The 21,721-nt window shown below is 43.8% G+C and carries 20 protein-coding genes, 2 tRNA genes and 2 pseudogenes; 18 read left to right on the forward strand and 6 right to left on the reverse strand.

From position 1 onward, the window contains the following. Nucleotides 1-72: 72 nt before the first annotated feature. Nucleotides 73-1,431, forward strand: a complete 1,359-nt coding sequence (locus tag ABV001_RS12785; protein ID WP_352423170.1) for a hypothetical protein — start codon at nt 73-75, stop codon at nt 1,429-1,431. A 27-nt stretch (nt 1,432-1,458) separates the two neighbouring features. Here the strand turns inward: ABV001_RS12785 and ABV001_RS12790 are convergent, their stop codons facing one another. Further along, on the reverse strand, nt 1,459-2,097 hold the full coding sequence (locus ABV001_RS12790) for a DUF6266 family protein (protein ID WP_352423171.1): 639 nt from the start codon (nt 2,095-2,097) through the stop codon (nt 1,459-1,461). Nucleotides 2,098-2,526: 429 nt separating this feature from the next. Here ABV001_RS12790 and ABV001_RS12795 point away from each other — a divergent pair, with 429 nt between their 5' ends. The 7 genes and pseudogenes from ABV001_RS12795 to ABV001_RS12830 all read left to right on the forward strand — a co-directional run bounded on the left by ABV001_RS12795 (nt 2,527) and on the right by ABV001_RS12830 (nt 5,671). Continuing rightward, on the forward strand, nt 2,527-2,865 hold the full coding sequence (locus tag ABV001_RS12795) for a hypothetical protein (protein WP_352423172.1): 339 nt from the start codon (nt 2,527-2,529) through the stop codon (nt 2,863-2,865). Nucleotides 2,866-2,892: 27 nt separating this feature from the next. After that, nucleotides 2,893-4,110: pseudogene (locus tag ABV001_RS12805) on the forward strand (acyloxyacyl hydrolase). A gap of 336 nt (nt 4,111-4,446) precedes the next feature. After that, nucleotides 4,447-4,608: a hypothetical protein gene (locus tag ABV001_RS12810; RefSeq protein WP_352423174.1), complete on the forward strand. Its 162-nt coding sequence runs from the start codon at nt 4,447-4,449 to the stop codon at nt 4,606-4,608. Between the two features lie 36 nt (nt 4,609-4,644). Continuing rightward, nucleotides 4,645-4,848 (forward strand): annotated as a pseudogene (locus tag ABV001_RS12815) (Txe/YoeB family addiction module toxin). A gap of 127 nt (nt 4,849-4,975) precedes the next feature. Next, nucleotides 4,976-5,209: a hypothetical protein gene (locus tag ABV001_RS12820; RefSeq protein WP_352423175.1), complete on the forward strand. Its 234-nt coding sequence runs from the start codon at nt 4,976-4,978 to the stop codon at nt 5,207-5,209. Next, nucleotides 5,182-5,373: a DUF3244 domain-containing protein gene (locus ABV001_RS12825; protein WP_352423176.1), complete on the forward strand. Its 192-nt coding sequence runs from the start codon at nt 5,182-5,184 to the stop codon at nt 5,371-5,373. Before ABV001_RS12820 ends, ABV001_RS12825 begins: the two co-directional genes overlap by 28 nt. 115 nt (nt 5,374-5,488) lie before the next feature. Next, nucleotides 5,489-5,671 (forward strand): TIGR04149 family rSAM-modified RiPP, encoded by a 183-nt coding sequence (locus tag ABV001_RS12830; protein ID WP_352423177.1) that lies wholly within the window; start codon nt 5,489-5,491, stop codon nt 5,669-5,671. On the opposite strand, the gene ABV001_RS12835 is transcribed toward ABV001_RS12830, so the two are convergent. Continuing rightward, nucleotides 5,662-7,026: an MATE family efflux transporter gene (locus tag ABV001_RS12835; protein ID WP_352423178.1), complete on the reverse strand. Its 1,365-nt coding sequence runs from the start codon at nt 7,024-7,026 to the stop codon at nt 5,662-5,664. The two genes, ABV001_RS12830 and ABV001_RS12835, sit on opposite strands and share 10 nt — an antisense overlap. A 304-nt stretch (nt 7,027-7,330) precedes the next feature. Here ABV001_RS12835 and susR point away from each other — a divergent pair, with 304 nt between their 5' ends. The 7 genes from susR (at nt 7,331) to ABV001_RS12870 (ending at nt 18,753) form a co-directional block, all read left to right on the forward strand. Continuing rightward, nucleotides 7,331-8,983 carry a SusR family glycan utilization regulator gene (gene susR / locus ABV001_RS12840; RefSeq protein WP_352423179.1) on the forward strand — a complete coding sequence of 551 codons (1,653 nt, stop codon included), beginning with the start codon at nt 7,331-7,333 and terminating at the stop codon, nt 8,981-8,983. 261 nt (nt 8,984-9,244) lie between these two features. After that, a complete protein-coding gene (locus ABV001_RS12845; RefSeq protein WP_352423180.1) occupies nt 9,245-9,784 on the forward strand; it encodes a DUF5004 domain-containing protein in 540 nt (179 codons plus the stop codon). Nucleotides 9,785-9,787: 3 nt separating this feature from the next. After that, a complete protein-coding gene (locus ABV001_RS12850; RefSeq protein WP_352423181.1) occupies nt 9,788-10,927 on the forward strand; it encodes a DUF8578 domain-containing protein in 1,140 nt (379 codons plus the stop codon). A gap of 10 nt (nt 10,928-10,937) precedes the next feature. Beyond that, on the forward strand, nt 10,938-13,895 hold the full coding sequence (locus ABV001_RS12855) for a SusC/RagA family TonB-linked outer membrane protein (protein WP_352423182.1): 2,958 nt from the start codon (nt 10,938-10,940) through the stop codon (nt 13,893-13,895). A gap of 13 nt (nt 13,896-13,908) precedes the next feature. Beyond that, nucleotides 13,909-15,420, forward strand: a complete 1,512-nt coding sequence (locus ABV001_RS12860; RefSeq protein WP_352423183.1) for a RagB/SusD family nutrient uptake outer membrane protein — start codon at nt 13,909-13,911, stop codon at nt 15,418-15,420. Nucleotides 15,421-15,492: 72 nt separating this feature from the next. Further along, a complete protein-coding gene (locus tag ABV001_RS12865; RefSeq protein ID WP_352423184.1) occupies nt 15,493-16,737 on the forward strand; it encodes a glycoside hydrolase family 99 protein in 1,245 nt (414 codons plus the stop codon). Between the two features lie 12 nt (nt 16,738-16,749). Next, entirely contained in the window at nt 16,750-18,753 is a 2,004-nt protein-coding gene (locus ABV001_RS12870) for a glycoside hydrolase family 97 protein (protein ID WP_352423185.1), read from the forward strand. 67 nt (nt 18,754-18,820) lie between these two features. Here ABV001_RS12870 and ABV001_RS12875 read toward each other — a convergent pair. The 4 genes from ABV001_RS12875 to ABV001_RS12890 all read right to left on the reverse strand — a co-directional run bounded on the left by ABV001_RS12875 (nt 18,821) and on the right by ABV001_RS12890 (nt 20,311). Beyond that, nucleotides 18,821-18,893, reverse strand: a tRNA-Gly gene (locus ABV001_RS12875). Nucleotides 18,894-18,999: 106 nt separating this feature from the next. Beyond that, nucleotides 19,000-19,082, reverse strand: a tRNA-Tyr gene (locus ABV001_RS12880). 26 nt (nt 19,083-19,108) lie between these two features. Beyond that, entirely contained in the window at nt 19,109-19,600 is a 492-nt protein-coding gene (gene ribH / locus ABV001_RS12885) for a 6,7-dimethyl-8-ribityllumazine synthase (RefSeq protein ID WP_352423186.1), read from the reverse strand. Between the two features lie 6 nt (nt 19,601-19,606). After that, nucleotides 19,607-20,311 (reverse strand): tetratricopeptide repeat protein, encoded by a 705-nt coding sequence (locus ABV001_RS12890; protein WP_352423187.1) that lies wholly within the window; start codon nt 20,309-20,311, stop codon nt 19,607-19,609. 219 nt (nt 20,312-20,530) lie between these two features. Here ABV001_RS12890 and ABV001_RS12895 point away from each other — a divergent pair, with 219 nt between their 5' ends. The 3 genes from ABV001_RS12895 to rpmG all read left to right on the forward strand — a co-directional run bounded on the left by ABV001_RS12895 (nt 20,531) and on the right by rpmG (nt 21,714). Continuing rightward, nucleotides 20,531-21,079, forward strand: coding sequence for a DUF4468 domain-containing protein (locus ABV001_RS12895; protein WP_352423188.1), 549 nt, complete (start codon nt 20,531-20,533; stop codon nt 21,077-21,079). A gap of 187 nt (nt 21,080-21,266) precedes the next feature. Beyond that, the gene (rpmB, locus tag ABV001_RS12900) at nt 21,267-21,506 is read left to right on the forward strand and encodes a 50S ribosomal protein L28 (protein ID WP_294081180.1); all 240 of its coding nucleotides are present in this window, start codon (nt 21,267-21,269) and stop codon (nt 21,504-21,506) included. A gap of 19 nt (nt 21,507-21,525) precedes the next feature. Beyond that, on the forward strand, nt 21,526-21,714 hold the full coding sequence (gene rpmG, locus ABV001_RS12905; RefSeq protein WP_019539518.1) for a 50S ribosomal protein L33: 189 nt from the start codon (nt 21,526-21,528) through the stop codon (nt 21,712-21,714). Nucleotides 21,715-21,721 lie beyond the last annotated feature (7 nt).

Below are 21,721 nucleotides of genomic sequence, written 5' to 3' on the forward strand. Positions count from 1 at the left end.
GGATAAAATAATCCTATACTTGTTGCCGGAGTTGTCAATAAAAGAGTAATTTTGTCTCAACAATGTATAAACATGGATATTATGAAATCTATCTATTATGCGCTAACCGTTGCGGTGATTCTATCATTAGCGTCATGTAGCTACAACGACAACGACGAAATCAACTACATTAAAGAAGAGCAATTACCGGAAAAGGTGCAAACGTTTTTGCAGACCTATTTTGGTAATAATGAATTTGTTTCTGCAACCGAAGTTCCTTTTTATGGAGGATCATACATTGAGGTAAGTCTTAAAGATGTGGAAATTAACTTTACACCTGATTATGACTGGAACTCAATTGTGTCGGCAGACGGACTGCCTGCCTCTGCCGAAGGACTTATTCATGAGAAGACATTGAAAGAACTTAAAGAAAGAGAGCCTAATGTGAAAATTAAGCAGCTTCATAACCGATACGGCAAGGAGGTTGATATACGGACAGGTAGTCAAAAAATATACAGTGATATTGTGGGGGATGAAGGCAATACGTTGGCTGAACTTGTAACAGATGCCGGAGATTTGCCCGAACAAGTGAAGGAGTATATCAGTCAGTATGTGTATGGTGTAACCAGAACAAGCGAGGTGAGTGAATATCCCAAAATACAAAAGTTTGCAGTACACAAAGGCGAGATTTATAGGTATAAGTTTGGTTTAGAAACCTTTGTGGATCTCGAAAAAAATGGGAACTGGTTTTATGTGCAGGAAGAAGAGACAGCCCCGTACCAAATAATTGCCGGCCGATTGATTAAGGCAGTGCCTGAGGGTGTTTTGAGTAAATTGAAAACCGTGGATCAATCTATGATTCAGCGTATCAGAAAGATCAACGTGTTTAATGACAATAAGGATTATGGCTTTAACAAGATATATGGCTTCACGCTCGATAATGGAGAATTTGTGGCAATCAACGCTGAAAATGAGTTGCTGGAGATTCCATATAATGTTGTAAGAGACTATATCGACAAAGGATTTAATCTCGGAAGTGAATACAAAGTTTACGCGCATGTTAACACCGGTGGTGCTTTCTTATTCAGATATTTTTTTGTGATTAGGGGATGGAGCAGGGACCCCTATCTCGTCATCAGTCTTACCACCAATGCACAGGGCGAGATGCGAAGAATCAGTTCAGGCGTTGTGTCAACCGATCATACCCGTGTGACGCCCCTGCCCCGTGCCGTAGTTGAGATGTTGCCCCATTCCATTGCCGATTATCTGGATGAACATTATGCTGATTGGAAAGCTGTGTCGATTGATTGTGCATTCTCAGAAGGATATGGCCCCGAAATTCCGCAGCAGACAATCGATGTGACGATGTCTGTCCCCAATAATCTCAAAACTGCAGTGTTTGATTATGCTACGGGTGAGTTTATTGAGGAGTATCTGACGATTCAGAGATAGGGCTGAATAAGGTTGAAAAATAATACACTATTCATCTGCACACAGGCTTGCATGCACACTGTCCGACACCTCCAATCCATCGGCAGTTTTAAAAGCCAGGTACACTTCCATCGCATCTCCCTTCCAGGATGGTGTCAATGGCAAAATGGCTTTCATGTGTGCTCTTTTTGCCGCGTTGAGGTCATACACCGCTTTACGATTTACGGGATTGTAGGCAAGCACCATGGCTATATCGTCGTGTCTGGCGTTTGCTGATGGGTTGGCCTCCCAGCTAATTTGTAACGCCTCCTCCACAATTTCGACACGTATGCCGGATGCACTACTTAGCGGCCCCATGGAGACACGCGCATTCCGATAATCCAACATCACCTCCTGGTGTTCCACTTTTACGGCATGTTTCATGTTGTAAGACATGGCCGCGTTGAACGCCGTCATCCGACCATCGGTATCCGACCGGAAGCCAATCCTGAGAAAGGGAGTAATGGTGCGCAGAAATTCCATCGTGATCGAGAACCTGCTTCGCTGTTTGACCTGCACTCTCGTTTTCGCGTCATGGTATTTCACCGGGCGGCTCCTAACGTATTCTATACCCTTCCATGATGAGAGAATAACATCGCCCACTTTGCCGGAGACGCCTCCCTGTATTCCATTTTTTAATCTGCCCATAGTATACTTCTGTTTTTCATTATTATAGTTGATAAAATTACCTGTTTTGAATGAGGTAAACAAATTTTCGGCAAATATTTCGCCGTATCTTCCTCTTTCTTAACTCTTGTTTAATTCTTACCAAAGTCTTATTTATAAGACTTTGACAAGACTTTGGTAAGACTTTGATAAGACTTTGTCTTTGACCAAAACACATTTTACTTCTTATGGAGAAAAATGTATCTTTTTATAGAGAAAACTGTACCTTTGCACTACAATATGTAAATACAAAAGTTTGTCATGGATATTATTCCCTTGTCTCTCCTGAGAATGGTTCAGATAGACTTGTGATTAAGGGAAAATTTGAGATTGTGACGGCTATTATTCATCAGGAATATTAAAATCCATTATACAAAGACAGTAAAAGTGAACAGAATATTGTGTTTAAGTATGTTGATATTTCTTGCGGGATGCAATGGAGATATTTTTGTAGAAGATTATATGCCTATAAGATATGATGAAACTACAGTCTCAGAAACGAATAATAGTAAAGAAATTAATTTCAAGTCAGACAATTGGGGGCTTTTTTATATTGTTTGTGAAACATCTGATGAATACACTACCAATGCATATACCATTGATGGCGAGTCAACCGACCTTCCTTTCGAAGAGAAAGAGTTGGGCACTATTCATGTCAAAAATGACTATATAGATGTGCAAGTAGAGAAAAAAAGTGGCAACAAACTAAAGGTCATACTCAATGAGAACCTGATGAATGAGAACCTATAGACTATCTTATCTTTAAGCAATTATTGGATGAAAATGAGTAAGTGTGCACACAGAACGATTGCAACCATTCTATTGTTGATATTGATATCGATAGATATTTTAGCCACTGATCGGGATACTACTTCAAACAAAATCATACAGATGATAGGTATTGATGTAAAACCAGGTTACCTGTTCCCTACGCATGATTTCTTTAAAGGGAATAATAATGCCCAAAAGGAGATGCACTCCGCACTTTCGGGACATCTGAAGTATGGTTTCAAGTTCGCCCCCGACAGCTATTTGGGCAATGTATATCCATACGCCATACAGGGAATAGGAATTGGTTACAATACCTTCTTCAACTCTTCCTAACTGGGCAATCCGGTAGCCGTTTACTTTTTCCAAACATCAAGGATCGCCAACATCACACAGAAATTATCATTCGATTATGAATGGAATTTTGGCGCTTCATTTGGTTGGAAGAAGTATGATGAAGAAAAGAACCCACACAATAAAGTTGTAGGCTCTAAAGCCAACGCCTATATTCATCTGGGTTTTCTGTTGAATTGGCAGCTTTCATCCAACACAAACCTTCGTGGTGGGGTGGGGTTGACACATTTCTCCAATGGCAACACCAGTTATCCCAACGCAGGCGTTAACACGATGGAGGCTTCCATAGGTGTGGCCCGCTTTTTCGGAAACAAAGAAAGAAGTACCTATTCTCCCTATCCATCACGAAAACATGTATTCAATTCCTATATTAACTATGATCTTATTCTCTATGGTTCAACACGAAAAAAAGGCATCTACCCTGAAGATTCAAACTCTATGCTCGTTCCCGGTTCCTTTGCTGTTGTAGGGCTAAACTTCAATCCTTTGTATAACTTCAGCGAGTACTTCCGTGCCGGTGCCTCCCTTGACTTGCAGTATGACGAAAGTGCCAACATTGGCAAACATATAGCCAATGACTATATGCCGGGTGACCCGGAGGATCTTAAATTCTACAGACCCTCCTTCAGAGAGCAGTTTTCGGCAGGTCTCTCATTGCGTGCCGAGATTGTCATGCCTATTTTCTTAATCAATCTTGGCATTGGAAAGAACTTCTTGTGCAAGGGTAGTGATACTGATTCATTTTATCAAACTTTTGTGCTGAAGACGAATATTACGGATAATGTGTTTTTGCATGCAGGATATCAACTTTACCGTTTCAAGGATCCAAACAGTCTTATGTTGGGACTTGGCTATAGATTTAACGCTAAATGAAACAACAAAAACATATTGTTTTCAAAATCATGCGGTGGAAGGCACTAAATTCAGTACTCGTTCGAAAATGAATAAAGACACCATTATCCTTTCCGCGAGGACATTGGCCAACGTCTTTTTGACACCAGAACATTCTCCGGATCTTTGTCAGAATTGTTAATTTTGACCCCGTTTCTCAGAAAAGCCTTTGCAGCTCGATGGGTTATTTGGTGTCTTCCGCTGTTTGGATATCGGAATGCCGGAGGAAGATCCTGCACTATCGAGACATCAAAATAAATTAAGTTTCAGTTGTGTAGATCAACAAATGTATGTTTGTATGTACAAGAAATAATTGATATGAAAGTAATCACAACAAGAGAAATAGTCAGAGAAACAAAGACATATTTTGAACTGGCAGAAAAAGAAAGAGTTGCAGTTAAACGAGGTAAGAAATATGTCAATCTTTATGAAAGAAGAAAGCATAGAATACATCTTGGAATATACCGAACAATTCATTGAAGATGTGGAGGTACATAAAAAACGGGACAGAAATCAATCCTTTCAAAAATCAATTCACTTATAGACGAAATACAACATCATCCAACAACAGGCACCGGTAAACCTGAAGCTTTAAGAAGGGATTGAGAGGGACAATGGTCGAGACGAATCACACGGGAACACCGGCTAATCTATGAAATTCACGAAGATATTATTACTGTTGTGATGATAAGCGCTGCCGGCCATTATGGAGATAAATGATATGTACAGAAAGCGGCCAACCCCACCATAAAGGCGGAGTTGTCGGCATTTTACCTTTCCGGCATGATGCAGGGAATTTATACCATCCGGTAGGCTATCTGTAATTTTGTCTGCATAAAATTCTACGATGAAGAGACATTTTATAGTACTATGGATTTTGTCGACAGTATTTATCCATTTTCTGACCCTGTCAACCACGGCAACCCTGAATACTGATGGGAAAACAATCAACGAAACAGATCCCATAGACTTGATAGGAGAATTCAGAACCGGTGATCTTCGTTCCGGGGGGATGCCATTACTGCCGAGGTACAGGACAATGTTATTATGGCGATGTTCTTCCAGAATGTCGGCAATTTAGAGGTTATGCTCACCAATAGTATGGGCGATACGGTATATGAGGCGACAGTGAATACCTCGGTGCAACAGCAGGTGTTTATTCCGCTTTCAGGATTGTCATCAGGCATTTACACCATCACATTCAGCAATAACTTTGGTTCAATGTATGGTGGTTTTGAGATTTGATCAAATATATTATCAATGAATCTCTTCTTTCTTATAAATGAAAAATGGTGAGATATGTTGAAAACAAGAAATTCTTTTCTTGAGTGGTTTTATGTCTAATTAAAAAAAATGCAAAATGAAAAAAGTTAAGAAAATGAAGTTGACTACATTAAGTCAGGGTAAAATTAATAAACGCGAGATGAATCAAATTGTTGGTGGAGCAGGGGGGAGTTGCATAACATGTACTCCTGATGGAAATCATGTTGATGAAAATGATTACGATGAAGAAGTTAAGTTGGCAGAATTGTCTCACTGGTGAGACAGGTTTTTCTGCAGGATCAGGTACCACGTAAACAGGATGATTCCCTTGAATATGGAGGTGATGGATATGGCCCACCAGACGCCGGTGACACCCATGTGGGTGCCCAGTATCATGGCGATGGGAATCCGCAGTGTATTGAACACGATGCTGATAATGGCGGGTGGGGTAGTCCTGCCCAGACCGTTGAACATGCCCTGGGTGGTAATCTCCAACATCATGAAGATCTGCGAAACGCCAATGATTAATAAGTATTCCCCTCCGGCCATATAGGCTTCTTTTTCCGGAACGAAGAGGGAGAAGATCCCTTCCCCGTATAACACGAATGCAAGGGTTACAACGATCCCCAACGCTCCCATCATCGTCAGCGTGTAGCGGAAAGCCCGGTTGGCGCGGCCCATCTTGCGCGCGGCAAAGTTCTGCGCCACAAAACTCCCCAACGCCGTGGAAAATCCGGTAGAGGTGTTCCAGGTGATTCCCTCTATCTGCCCTCCGGTAGTCTGGCTCATCAAACCCAGATGTCCGCCATAGAGCGAAGCAGTGCGGGCCAGGTTCATATTGATAAAGGCAAAATAGGCATTCATGGCGGCAACGGGCAGACCCAGTTTCAGAATATTCAACGTATATTTTCTTCGGGGACGGATCAGGAACCGGAATTTTCCGAATAATCCATTCCTTCTTTTCAAATGCCGTATGAATAGGAAAAGTACAACCCCTTCTGAGAGAATAGTGGCCAACGCTGCGCCCTTTACGCCCATAGCCGGGAGAGGGCCTACTCCGAAAATCAGGAGGGGATCCAGTATGATATTGGTGACAAGGCCGGTGGCATTGAAATAAAAAGGGATGTCGCTCCGTCCGGAACCTATGTAAATGCCGGAGAAGTTGAGTATCAGAAATATAATGGGGATCCCCAGGGAAATGATTTGCATGTATCCGGTGGCTTCCAGGGCAATCTCCTGTTCAAGGTTATAAAACGATATATAAGGGTGGGGAAAAAGAAGGAAGAACAGGCCGAAACTAACACCCAACACTATGGCAATGGTGGTAGTGTGGGAAGCGTATATCGATGCCTGGTCCAATCGACGGGCTCCGATGGATTGTCCTATGGAGATTTCGGCGGACACCTTGGAAATAAGCGCTACAGAATTCATCATCCACATGAGCATCCCCACGGCGCCTACCGCTGCCACCGATTCACTTCCAAGCCGGCCTATCCAGATGATATCCACCAGGTTGTAAGCCATCTGGATGAAACTGATCGCCATCAGTGGAAGCGCCAACGTGAGCAACTGACGGAAAATACTCCCGCCGGTAAGATCACGTACCGTAGATGTCTGTAAAGGGTGAGATTCCACTTGTGCTTTTTTTATTAAAAAAAGGAAGTAACCATCGATGTTACTCCCTTAGATTCTGTTTCCGGTCTCAAAAGTAGTGATCATTTTTAATATGAGCAAATGTTGAGCTTCTTATTCGAACATATTCCCTATATTTGTAGAATATAAGATGCGCCTCAGATAAGTTCAATAAATTAGATTATTCCGGCGTTTGGCAAAACGAGTAAACTCGTTCTGCTCTCTCTTAACGGAATAATTCAAACAAGTTTGGCTTACCCATTCGGCTTTCATTATATTTGTAAAGTATAAGATGAAAATAATTTCCATGAAATTTTTTATATCTGTTTTTTGTATCCTATTAATCCTGGCTTCAACAGGTTTGCCTGCTGCAAATAATGCAACCCTGGACTCTTTGTTGATGGAGATAGACAATGCCGTAAAGAACCAGAATTCCTATATTGGACAAAGAGAAAATTATATACAAAAAATCAAAACCCAATTGAATAATTCCGGCCAGACTACCGAAAGCCGCTACATCATATACAGCCAGCTTGTGAATGGATATGAAGCTTTTCAATCTGATTCCCTGAGAAAATATTCCATAGAAAGGTTATCGACCGCCGAGTCGACAAATAATATTGCCTGGATTATAGACAGCAAAATAAATTTAGCATTGGTGGAAGCCCAAAGAGGATTCTTTCAGGAAGCCATTGATATCCTGGATGATTTGGACAGGAGCCTTTTTTCCGGACAACAACTGGTCAATTATTATAAGGCCTGTTACGATACGTATGTTTATTGGGTGGAGTACCTCGAGGGTTTCGATACTTCGTCATTGCTTGAAAAAAAACAGGCAACCCAGGATTCACTGATCGAATTACTTCCTGAAGATTCGTATGATTATGCCGTGTATTTCGGAGTGAAATATATGGAACGGGGAGAATTTGACACAGCGGAGGCGGTGTTTCAATCGATGCTTTCAAAGCTGACATCCACTAACCGGGATTATGCCATACTCACTTCTTTACTGGCAAACCTTTATGAGCGGAAGGAAGACGTGGAGACACAAAAAGAATTCCTCGCCCTTTCGGCATTGGCCGATATCCATGGAGCAATCATGGAAAATACTTCCTTACGGACGCTGGCGTTGCTGTTGTTCAATGAAAATGAAATACAGCGGGCTGACAGGTATATAAAGAAAAGTATGGAAGATGCGAATTTTTATAATGCCCGTCTCCGGAATTTCCAGACGGCCAGGATACTTCCGGTTATCGACAGGGCATATCAACAGGACCGGGTAAGACAGCAAAAGATGCTTACTGCCCTTTTGGTTACCATCAGTGTGCTTTCGTTCTTCTTACTGATGACGATCTTTTTTCTTATACGCCAAATGAGGAAACTGGCAAAAGCGCAAAAGGAGATAATGGAGATCAACTCCCGCCTGAACGAATTGAATACTGAACTGAAAAAAGCGAATGATCAACAGTCCCTCACCAACAAGTCATTAGCAGAGGCAAACCATCTGAAGGAAAGGTTTATCAGTAATTTTTTGGAGATATGTACAGAGTATATAGAAAAACTGGAAAAATTTAAACAGTCTGTACATGTAAAACTAAAGGTGGGCCAAACGAACGATATTTTAAGAATGACGAGTTCCACGGCCGATTCCTCCAAAGAACTAAAAGAACTATATGAGAATTTCGATAAGGCGTTCCTCAATATTTACCCTGATTTTGTGGAAGAATTCAATACATTGTTACGCCCCGAAGAGCAATATATCATCACCGACAATACTACCTTAAACCAGGAATTGCGCATCTTTGCCTTGATACGCCTGGGTATTAACGACAGCAATAAAATGGCTGTTTTTCTTCACTACAGTTTGCGCACTATTTATAACTACCGAAGTAAAGTAAAATCAAAAGCCCTGGACCAAAAAGGGGACTTTGAAGAAAAAGTAAGGCAACTTTGCAGTTAAAAACCACTATCCCATACAACTGTCTCATTTACTTAGGATGGGATAGGCCACCTTTTATATTGGTTATTATTAGGTGTTTATGAATATCCGATGTAAAAAAAAGTTACATTGGAGTTACCTTGGGTTGGAAGAGTGTGATTGACCGGATATCTTTGTATCAATGCAATATTTAATACGGACACTTTTGTCAATACGGTAAGAAGAATAGATATAATTGTATATTTATACCTAAATAGAATCATTAAAAAATGTGAAGTTACAATGAAAACATTCAAGTATTTCTACACACTTTTGCTGGTGGTATTGCTTTTACCCTTTCCAGCATGCGAAAGTACCGACGATGGCTCTTATGTGGCGCCCATCACGGTATATGAAAAGATCAACGGGGACTGGAAAATCACTTCCCTGAAACAGGTCGACGAGATTGCCAAAGCCAATTCCCAATCACCCAGCGAAATGACATTAACCGGTCAGTTCGACTTCTCTACTTTCAGTATATCGCTGGACGTAGACGCTGACAAGGAACCCACTACTTATAAAGTAGGAGGTTCTGCCCCCCAATTTTTTCCGTCCGAAGGATACTGGGCGTTGGATTATTCTTTTCATAATACCGACGGCAGTCCCAACATAATTAATTTGTTTTCGGATGCGGCGAAAACCACAGCGATAGGCGAATTGTATGTTACTTCTATTCCCGGTTCGAACCGAACGATGGAATTGCGCTTTACACGCAAATCAAAAGGCGTGGCTTTTGTGTCGTATGTGTATCAATTATCTCCTCTTAACGAATCAAATGAATAAACCATGGACAAGAAAGAAATGATTATACCCGTCTTATGGGTGCTTATGGCGCTGGTATTACCTGCAGAAAGTTTTGCGACAGATGATCTGGGTGGTCCGGCACGAGTATGGACATATCCTGTTATATACGCTATGGACCAGGAAGTGACCTGGTATTTTGACATGACCGATTCGGGATTTTCGGAGGGTGAGGACCTCTATATGTGGGTATGGTCGCCCACCGAACCCGATGCCGGTAATTTCGACAACTCTTCCGAATTTGCCAAACTCGAATATGTGGGAGACATGGTATGGAAGAAAACACTTATACCTACACAATACTTTGGTGCAAATGTACAGGATATCGAGAACTCGGCAGGGTTTTGGATGCGCCTCAAGAGAAAAGGGAATGAAGTGCAAAGTGATGTTTTCAGTATGACCTGGTCTGTGGGGGAAGTACGTTCTTTTCTCGAATCGGGTGATCCGGTGAAAATATTCCCGGAGAAGTTTTATCTCAACGAGCCTCTTTCTCTCCTCGTCAATGCCGAAAAAATATGGGTTGGAGGCGACCAGGGCGGATTGGCAGGTGAAGAAATCCACCTGCACAGCGGGCTCAATAATTTTCAGGCAGATGCTATGGTAGAATACCAGGCATGGATACCGGAAGTATCCGAAAAGACCAAGCTTACCCCTATCGGGAATAATCTCTATAAAATAGATTTCATTCCTCGTGAATATTACGGGGTGGAAGAAGATTTTATAATGGAGAATATTGAATTTCTTTTCCCCGCCAAAGACTGGGCAAAAGTAGGTACCGACGAGGGGGGAAAGAATTTCACTATATTAGCTCCCGGAGTACCCATCCCGCCCGACCCCGTCTTCTATTTCTTCCCGCAACGCTTTAGCCAGTTGGACCTGCTTACCCTGGTGAGGTTGAACAATGAAAAGAACAGTAAGTTAAGTTATACCATTACCGGCGGAGGAAAGACCATCACCGGCGAATTCACAGGCACTCTGGCGAATCTAAGGGCTTACATCAACCTTTTCGAGGTCTTCTCCGGTGATGCCTCTTTGGATAAGATACATCTGGTAGTAACCAACCAGAACGGCAGCGAGATCGTAAAAACAGATATTCCATTAGTCCCATTATCAGACTTACAATAAGAAAACCGACATGAAACTGAATACAATAAAAAACAGATATGCAGTCCGCCTGCTTTTCACATTCATTTGCGCATGGAGTATCGGGCAACAGGCATTTTCTCAAAACATATCCGTCAGAGGGGTCGTCACCGATGTAGACAATGAACCTTTGATAGGAGTAAACGTAAAAGTAATCGGTGAAAACACCGGAACCTCTACAGATATCGACGGGCAATTCTCGTTGAACTGTCCACCTGAAAGCAGACTTGAATTTTCCTATATCGGATATGTGACGCAGCAGCTTCCCGCCCGGCAGAATATGACGATCATTATGCAGGAAGATGCCATCCTCCTGCAAGAAACGGTAGTCGTAGGCGTGGGGTATGGCACTATGCGCAAGTCCGACCTGACAGGGGCCATCACATCGGTGAGTAAGGATGACTTCAAGCAGGGTGTGGTTACTTCTGCAGAGCAATTGTTACAAGGCAAGGTGGCGGGATTGTCGGTTGTCCAGGGTTCGGGTGACCCTTCTGCAGGAGCGACGGTAAGGTTGAGAGGGGGAACGTCTCTTTCGGCAGGTAATTCGCCTTTGGTCGTTATCGACGGTATCCCCGGTGTGGATATGAATACCGTGCAGCCATCCGAAATAGTATCGATCGATATCCTGAAAGATGCTTCGGCTTCGGCCATCTACGGCTCACGCGGAGCCAATGGTGTGATTATCGTAACAACCAACCGTTCTGCCAGCGATACCGAAAGGAGCAGCATCGATTACAACGGCTATGTGGCTATCGGTACGGTGGCAAAAAATATGGATCTTTTGTCGGCCGACCAGTGGCGGGGATATGTAAGGGAGAACAACATTCCCAATGCCATCGATTATGGCGGCAATACCGATTGGCAAAAAGAATTGCAGCGTACGGCCATCACTCATTCGCACAACCTGTTTTTTACCAATATAGGTAAAAATGGCGGTTACAGTGCATCCTTTACTTATCTCAACAGTCAGGGTGTAATAGAGAACAGTGCCATGGAGCGCCTCTCCGGGAGTATCGCGGCACACCAATATGCATTGGACCGGCGTATTAAGTTGGAAGCCGGTGTCACCGGGAACTTTGATGAATGGAATCCCGTGGATACCCGTATTTTTGAGCGTTCGGCCAACCTTAACCCTACTGTTCCCGTATACGACCGGAGCGGTAATTACACTTCTATCGGCGGAACCAATACCGAAAACCCCGTGGAGTTGAATAACAACCGTTTTGCTGATGATTCCCGCCACCGTTTCCTGGGATACGGAAAAGTGGAAGTTAAACTGATGGAAGAGTTGAAAGCTTCGGCCAACGTATCGTATGAATACAATTCCCGCCAACGTCGTTTCTACGTGCCCACTTATGCCGTCATGGAAGGCCAGGCGGAGAAAGGACGAGGTGAACGTAGCCTGGGTGATTATAAAGTGATGCAGATAGAAACCTACCTGAATTATGACAAACAGTTGAATGAAAAGCATAGACTCGGTGCCTTACTGGGTTATTCTTATATGGACAATATGTATGAAGGGTTTGGCTCTACCAGAAGAGGTTTTGATACCGACGCATTCTTATACAATAATCTGGCAGCGGGAGGCGACTATCGGGCCGGGGACGTCTATTCATACAAAGGGAGTTCAGCCTTGGCTTCTTTCTTCGGGCGTATCAATTACAATTTCATGAGCCGTTACATGGTCACGGCGACTTTGCGTAACGACGGGTCGTCCCGTTTCGGCGAGAATCACAAATGGGGATGGTTTCCCTCGGCTTCGGCAGCATGGCGTCTGTCGGAAGAAGAGTTTATGACGGGTACTTCTGACTGGCTGGATAACCTGAAACTCCGTCTGGGATATGGTGTCACCGGTAATCAGGACGGTATAGGCGACTACAAGTCATTGTCCCTGTTGGGTGCCGATGGTGCATCCTATTATGACCCGGCTACCGGCACATGGAAAAAATCGTATACACCGATACAAAACCACAATCCCGACCTGAAATGGGAATCGACAGCCCAGTTTAACCTGGGTATCGACTTCGGATTGTTTAACCGGGTGAACGGTACCATAGAATTGTATTCTAAAAAGACCAAGGACCTGTTATGGACATATCCCGTTCCCCAACCACCCTATCTGGTGGGAACCATGCTGGCGAACGTGGGAGACCTGACCAACAAAGGGGTGGAATTATCTTTAAGCGCAAATATCATGCGGCAGAAGGATTTTACATGGGATGCCAATTTCTCCATCGCTTATAATAAACAGGAAATCACGAAACTGTCGAACGAAGTATTCCAGGATGCAGGATTACAATCGGGTTCATTGCACGGCCTCAGAGGATTGTCGGGTATATATGCGCAGATCATCAAAGAAGGCTATCCGGTAGGAGCTTTTTATGGTCCCAGGTGTATAGGACTGGACAAGGACGGTAAATATGTGCTCAATACCGATGCCGAAGGTAATCCCGTAAACGAATACCTCGGTAGCGCACAACCCAAGTGGAATATGGGATTCGCCATGAATGCGACTTACAAGAATTTTGACATGAGCATCGCCACGTATGGTATGTTTGGACAGAAAGTATTGAATGCTACCTATATGAGTATGTATGATCCTACTCGGCTTCCGGCACAAAACGTGCCCGACGATTTCTTGTCGAGCGGCATCAAGTCCGATCCCGTTTTCTCTGATTACTGGGTGGAAGATGGGTCCTTCTTCCGTTTGCAATCGGTTACGCTGGGGTACTCCGTGGATTACTTCAAAAAATGGGGATTGAACAAAGTAAGGTTTTATGTGACGGGAGAAAACCTGTTCAACATTACCGGATACAGCGGGGTAGACCCTGAAGTGAGTACCGAACTGGTCAATCCCGACACCGGAGAAATAGGGTCACCCGGTATCGACCGTTATAATATTTATCCGCGTCCACGTACAGTATCTTTTGGTCTGAACGTATCATTCTAAATAAAATAATCGTATGAAAGTAAAAATATTATCTATATTGACGCTTGTCGGCTTACTTGCCGCTGCATGTACCGATCTGGATGAAAAACTGTACGACAAGGTGTCGACCGACGACTACGGCAAGACAGCTGCCGAAATACAGACGATTGTGGGTGGGGCATACGCCACCTTAAGGGGATTCAATGATTCGGATCAGGGTGGAACTATCTGTTATCCCACCTGCGAGTTTGTATTCTTTCTCGAAGAATGTGTTTCGGACGAAGCCTGCATCCCTACCCGTGGTACCGACTGGTATGACGGGGGCCGTTACCAGCAACTTCAGTTCCATACCTGGGATCCCCAGAATATTCTTATCTGGAGCGCATGGAAATACTCTTTCCAGGGTATCGCCAATGTAAACTCCATCATATACCAGGTTGACCAATCGGGATTGACCGAAGAAGACAAGGATATTGTAAAGGCCGAACTGAGAGGATTACGCGCCTATTACTATTCTTTGCTTATCGATAAATTTGGGAATGTACCTATCGTCACCAGTTTTGAACAATCGGAGTTGCCGGCAAATTCTTCACGGGCAGAAGTTTTCAAGTTTGTGGAAGATGAATTGCTCGACATCATGGATAAACTGCCTTCCGGCATCCGGTATGGTGGTTTCTCTCAAAATGTGGCCAACAGCCTGTTAGCCCGCCTGTACCTGAATGCCGAAGTATATACCGGTACTGCACGCTGGCAGGACTGTATCGATGCTTGCGACCGGGTAAGCGGCTATTCGCTGGAACCCGATTATTTTACGAATTTCAAGACCCGTAACGAGATCTCCAAAGAGGTTATCTTCGCCATACCGTACGACCATAAGGAAGGTACAGTAGGGAATTACCTGGCTTCGATGACCTATCATTATAACCAGAAATTCGCTTACACTGCCGACGGTTCTTATCCATGGTGCGGAAATGGCATTTCTGCACAACCGGGATTGTATTCCTCCTTCGATGAAAATGACGTACGCCGTAAATCCGTGCTGGTCGGGGAGCAGATACACGTCGGAACCGGATCTGTAATTATGATGGACAATGGTAACCCTCTTATTTATACCGAAGAGATAGAAAAATATACCAACGCCCTGCAAAACGAAGGGGGACGCCTGAACAAGTATGAAGTGCAATCCGACGACCAGTGGGAGAGGGATAACGATTGGGTGCTTATCCGTTATGCTGAAATCCTGATGATGAAGGCCGAAGCCAATTTCCGCCTGGGATATACTGCCAACGCCATACCGCTTGTAAACCAGCTGCGTGAACGCGCCGGATTATCGTCGCTGACGACATTGACGCTGGAAGATCTGGACAGGGAATGGAAACATGAATTCGTGTTCGAAGGTATACGGCGTACTACAAACATCCGCTTCGGCACATTCTTCAATGCATGGTGGGAAAAAGGGACTACTCCCCAGTACAGGGCTTTGTATCCTATCCCTCACAATGTGTTGGCATTGAACCCAAGCCTGAAGCAAAATACGGGATATTGAAGAGAGCCAAGACTTATAGAATCAAGAGCCAAGACTTTTGGGATAAAGAGTAAAGAATAAAGAGTAAAGAAAATGAAGAAAATAATATTATATGCTGCTTTGACAGTTGTTGTATCATTGATTGTAAATGGTTGTGAAAGAGATAAGCTGCCAATCATTGATCCTTATCCGGTGGAAATATTCGAGCCTGCCTCCCCGCAAAAAAGCAACGATATGAAACTCTATGTGCATTATATGCCTTGGTTCGAAACGCCGGAAACCAACGGTGGAGCATGGGGACAACACTGGACCATGGCCAATAAAAACCCGAATAATATGGACGAAAATGGCAAAAGGGAAATTGCGGCCCATTATTATCCGTTGATAGGGCCTTATGCTTCGGGCGATAAAGATGCCCTGGAGTATCACCTGTTGCTGATGAAATATTCGGGAATAGACGGGCTATTGGTCGACTGGTACGGAACCCGGGATTTGTATGATTATCCGGCTGTCAAAAGAAACACCGAAGTGTTGATGGACGTAGCCGGAAAAGTAGGGTTGGAATTAGCCATCGTGTACGAAGACCAGACCCTGAGAGCCGAGATGGAAGGAACCGATGAAAAGATGGCACAGGCCCAGGCCGATATGAAATATCTCGAAGCCAATTTTTTCAATAAAAGCAATTATATAAAGGTGGACGGAAAACCATTGTTGCTGGTTTTCGGACCACAGGAAATTTCCAGTCCCGATAACTGGAGTACTATCCTTTCGGTATTGAACACCAAACCATCTTTCCTGGCGCTCTATGGACATTCGGGAGCGACCAATACTGCCGCTACAAAAAATGCGCAGGGCGAATATATCTGGGTGGACGCTACATCCATGGATACCAAATATGCGGCGAAAGATAATTTTGAGTTATTTATGAGCGGTGCATATCCGGGTTTTCATGATTTCTATAAGGAAGGCGGATGGGGCGAAAGCGTTTTGTCATCCATAGATTATGCCGATGGTGCGACTTTCAGGAATTTACTCAATATGGCGAAAAGCAACCATGTGGATATGTTGCAACTCATCACTTGGAACGACTTTGGCGAAGGTACGATGATAGAACCCACCGAAGAATTCGGGTACTCCTTTTTATCTGAGCTACAGACGTTCTCAGGTATTTCATACAATACGCCTGTATTAGAGGACATCTATAAATACTATGTCTTGAAAAAGCAATACCCGAACAACCTGAAAGTACAAAGTGCCTTATCACAGGCTTTCTACTATTTCATTTCATTGCAGCAGGACAAGGCCCGGAGCATATTGGACGAATATAAAGTAAATTAAGAAAAAAGAAATATGAAGCAATTAATGTCACTGGGTTTACTTTGCGTTTTGTGCTGTTTTTATTCATGCAATAAGACGGTACAAAACGTCAAGGTAAATTCCCCCGACGGAACCATTACGGTTCAGTCGGGTATAGAGGATGGATGTATTTATTATACTGTTTCCAAAGACAATACACCGATCATTGGAAAATCATTTTTAGGATTTGTCCTGAAAGACGGCGATTTCCATGAAGGTTTCAAAATAACGGATATAACCCATTCGTCGTTCAGCGAGACGTGGGAACAGCCCTGGGGGGAGGAGATATCCGTAGATAATACCTATAACCAGATGATTGTGAGCGTAGCGGAAAGCGGAGGATTGCAGCGTAAGTTCTCTGTTGTTTTTCGTGCTTTTGACGACGGGATAGGATTCCGCTACGAATTCCCGGAACAGGAAAACCTCAAGGATTTTGTCATTATGGACGAACTGACCGAGTTTTCCCTTGCGGGAAATCATACCGCATGGTCATTTCCCACCTATACCACGGAGTATTATGAAGGATTATATAAAAAAACGCTTGCCAATGAGTTGGATACGGTAGCTACACCGCTGACAATGAAAACTGACAAGGGGTTGTATCTCACTATTCATGAGGCCAACCTCACCGATTATGCCGCCATGAACCTGACTCCCATAGATGAGACTTCTACCCTGAAAACTGATCTTACACCCTGGTTTACAGGTGAAAAGGTGTTTATGAAAGCGCCGGGTGTGACACCATGGCGGACGCTTATCATTGCGGATAAACCGGGCGACCTTATACTCTCCCGGCTGATGCTCAACCTCAACGAGCCTTGCAAAATAGAAGACACGTCGTGGATAAAACCCGGTAGGTATATAGGTGTCTGGTGGGGCATGCATATGGAGAAATACACGTGGGCACCGGGACCTAAGCATGGAGCCACCACTGCAAACACGATGAGGTATATCGATTTTGCCGCCAGGCACGGTTTTTCGGGCGTACTGGTCGAAGGCTGGAACTACGGATGGGAAAACGACTGGACGAGAGAGGGTGACAAATTCAGCTTTACGCGTCCTTACTCCGATTTCGATATGGAGACAATCAGCCGGTATGCTGCCGGTAAAAACGTCAAACTCATCGGACACAACGAAACGGGCGGTGCTACCATCAATTACGAATCGCAGTTGGACAGCGCATTTGCCTTTTACAACAGGCTTGGTGTCGATGTGGTTAAAACGGGTTATGTCAGTGCTCTGCTCGACCATAAGGAAAGGCACAGCAGCCAGTATGGCGTGCGGCATTACCGTAAAGTGATAGAGACGGCTGCCAGATACCGGATCATGATAGACAATCATGAACCTGCGATGCCTACGGGCTTGCAGCGTACCTATCCTAACCTGATGACCCAGGAGGGGGTGAGGGGACAGGAATATAACGCATGGTCGGCAGACGGAGGAAATCCTCCCGAACATACCACCATTATTCCTTTTACCCGTGGATTGGCAGGGCCGATGGATTTCACGCCGGCAATATTCAACTTCGAGAATCCCGTATTCCCCAATACAAGGCCTCAGACAACACTGGCAAAACAACTGGCCGAATTCGTCGTCCTGTACAGTCCTTTGCAGATGGCTGCCGATATGATAGAGAATTATGAAAATAATCCGGCTTTCGAATTTATTACGTCATGCCCTACAAACTGGTCGAAGACAGTGGTTCCTGATGCCGAAATAGGTGAATATGTAACCATAGCCCGTAAAGACCGGGAAAGTGAAAACTGGTATGTGGGAAGCATCACCAATGCCGATAGCCGTAAATTGTCATTGTCGCTGGATTTCTTGGATAAAGGAGCTACATATCGGGCGAAAATTTTTAAAGACGGCAAGGGCGCCGACTGGAAAACAAATCCGTATGCATTGGATATAGAGGAAATGGAAGTGAATACAGACAGTTTAATTGAATTGGAACTGGTTACAAGTGGTGGTGCGGCCATCATCCTGACGAAAGAATAATCGTTTTTAGATAAGAGGAAGAGGAGACTTTCCAGCATACCGGAATAAATTCTCCTCTCCTCTTTAGAGCGGAAGACGGGACTCAAACCCGCGACCCTCAGCTTGGAAGGCTAATGCTCTATCGACTGAGCTACTTCCGCAAGTAATCCCGAGCAGCCGGGACAAAGTAGTGCCAATTCACTAATCCCGATTTCCCGATAAATCGGGACAAGTTATCGGGATTGAATCATTGGCTCATTGAACCAGTGGGCAGTGATGGATTCGAACCACCGAAGGCGTAAGCCAGCTGAGTTACAGTCAGCCCCATTTGGCCACTCTGGTAACTGCCCTTTTTGCGGATGCAAAGATACTAAAATTATTTATATCTCGATTGAAGATCCATCATTTTTAATGCGGTGATGGCCGCTTCGTCACCTTTGTTTCCGTGCCTGCCACCCGCTCTGGCTTGTGCCTGGTCGAGCGTAAGGGTAGTCAGGAGTCCGAAAATCACCGGAATATCATATTTGAGATTCAGTTGGGTGGCCCCTTCTGTCACACTGTCGCAGACAAAAGTGAAATGCGGTGTTTCTCCCTGGATGACACAACCTAAAATGATAACGCTGTCTACTTTTCCTTTTTCAATCATCACCTTTGCGGCGTAGGTCAACTCGAAACTGCCGGGTACGTGTTCAATGATTATATCATCGGCCAATATGCCGAATTTCAGTAATGTATGGGTTGCTCCGTTGAGCAGACTGTGAGTGACAGACGAATTCCAGTCGGAGACCACAATGCCTACCCGTTTTCCTTTTCCCCCGGGAACTGCCGTAGGATCGTAAGACGATAGGTTATTCAATGCTGTTGCCATGCTTTGTTAGTTGCTTCCTTTCAGAAATTGGGCTTGTTGGATAAACTTATCCGCTTCACGCGATTCGGGAGAATTGAGATAAGTCTCCTTGATCTGTGTGAAAATCTCAATTGCCTTGTCATAGTCGGCTTTGCTTAGATAAGCTTCACCGGCTTTCTTATAATATATGGGGCTGAGCATTTCGTTGTCGGCTTCTTTCGCTGCCTTGAGGAAGTTGCTTATAGCCTGATCGGTTTGTCCCATATTCATATATACATCACCTATAGCACCTGTAACGGCCGGAGTAATCAGCAAATCTCCTCCTTTGAATTTTTTCAGGTGTTCCAGCGCTTTCTCATTATTGCCTATCCGGCTGTAGGAAATGCCTGCATAAGCATGTGCCAGATCAGCCGTTTTGGTCCCTTTGTAACGATCGATGATAGATTCAAATCCTATATAATCGTTGCCGTTCCCGAAAAGAGCCAATGAGTCGTTCCCGTTTTGGAAGTAACGTTCCCCTTTAAAGAGGGCGGCTTGTGCTTTTTCAGTGCGGGGTGTCTTGTGTAGATAATGGTAAGCGAGATAAGCCCCTACCAGAGCAATAACTATCAGTAATACTGTTACAATGGTCCTCTGATTTTTTTCGAGAAACTGTTCAGAAGTGGTAAGCGCTTCTCCGATATTTTCGAAATTCTTCTCGGCTTTCGATTCTTTTGTTTTTTTAGCAGACATATTTCTTTGAAAAAAATGTTATGTTTTATTTTTCGAGATGCAAAAGTACAGTTTTTTAAACGATAAATAAAATTTCATCACTTGTTTTTTATGAAAATGAGAGATTGTTTTAATCTTTTTCGTAGGTTTGTAGTCTAAATGTATGTTTAAAGTGGACAAGTGCCTCAGTGGACAAGTGTCCAGGTCTTTATTCTTTACTCTTTATTGTAAAAAATTGATATGAAAAAGTATATATTGGTTGCAAGCATATTGATAATAGGCCTGTCGGAGATGGCAGCACAGGTGGATGCCGGTTTCACTAACGTTCCGGTTGTGAACGGGAAAGTGGTTTTTGAACAGTTTGTCCTTACGGACCAAGGGCTTTCGGCCGATCAAAAATATGCTGTTTTGCAAAAATGGGTGAAAGGCAAGTATGCCGGAAGTCCGTTGGTGTCGGGCATTCGTTTCGATGATAAAAACCAATCCGCCACGGTAAGTGCAAAAACAGAATTGTCGGGCATGCCGGAGAAAACAGTGATGAATTACCGGTTCGACCTCTCCATCGCCAATGCCGGATGTGTACTGGTGATAAGGGATATTTCCTATCAAAGTACACCGAAGCAGGGGCAGGGAGCATCTTCTTTTCCGAAGACCATTACGGCCGAGCAAACAATTACCGATCAGGCGGTAAATGCCGGTGGGGAAGAGGGTCAAATGAGAAGCAGTATTCGAAAAGAAACCCTTTCTTTCCTGAGTGGCATATATAAAGAGGTGTCAGGCTTGTTTTAACAAACCATATATCTTCATGACCTTGGGCGTATGAATAAAAATATCGTATAAAAGCTTTGGTAAATTGAAATTATATGATTAATTTTGCGCCCTGATTTACCGGAAAATAAAATTCCGGTGAGGTGCTGTGGGTATGATCCATGGGTATCGATTGTGGGTGAATAATAAAGTAACACATTATATAGCAATGTCTAAGATTTGTCAAATAACAGGAAAAAGAGCAATGGTTGGCAACAACGTTTCTCATTCTAACAAGAAGACGAAACGTAAATTCAATGTCAATTTGTTCACAAAGAAGTTCTATTGGGTGGAAGAAGATTGCTGGATCAGCCTCAACATATCGGCATCCGGTTTGCGTACCATCAATAAGATCGGTTTGGATGCAGCCTTGAAAAAAGCCGCTGCAAATGGGTATTTAAACGCTTAATGAGAGGGAGGAAGCAGCAATGGCAAAAAAAGTAAAAGGAAACAGGATCCAGGTGATCCTGGAATGCACTGAACACAAGGAAAGTGGCATGCCCGGGACTTCAAGGTATATCACCACAAAGAACAGAAAGAATACAACAGAACGGTTGGAATTGAAAAAATACAATCCCATACTGAAGAGAATGACCGTTCATAAAGAAATCAAGTAAAACAAGA

Origin of the sequence: Proteiniphilum sp., assembly GCF_040307845.1 — a bacterium.
Taxonomy (GTDB): Bacteria; Bacteroidota; Bacteroidia; order Bacteroidales; family Dysgonomonadaceae; genus Proteiniphilum.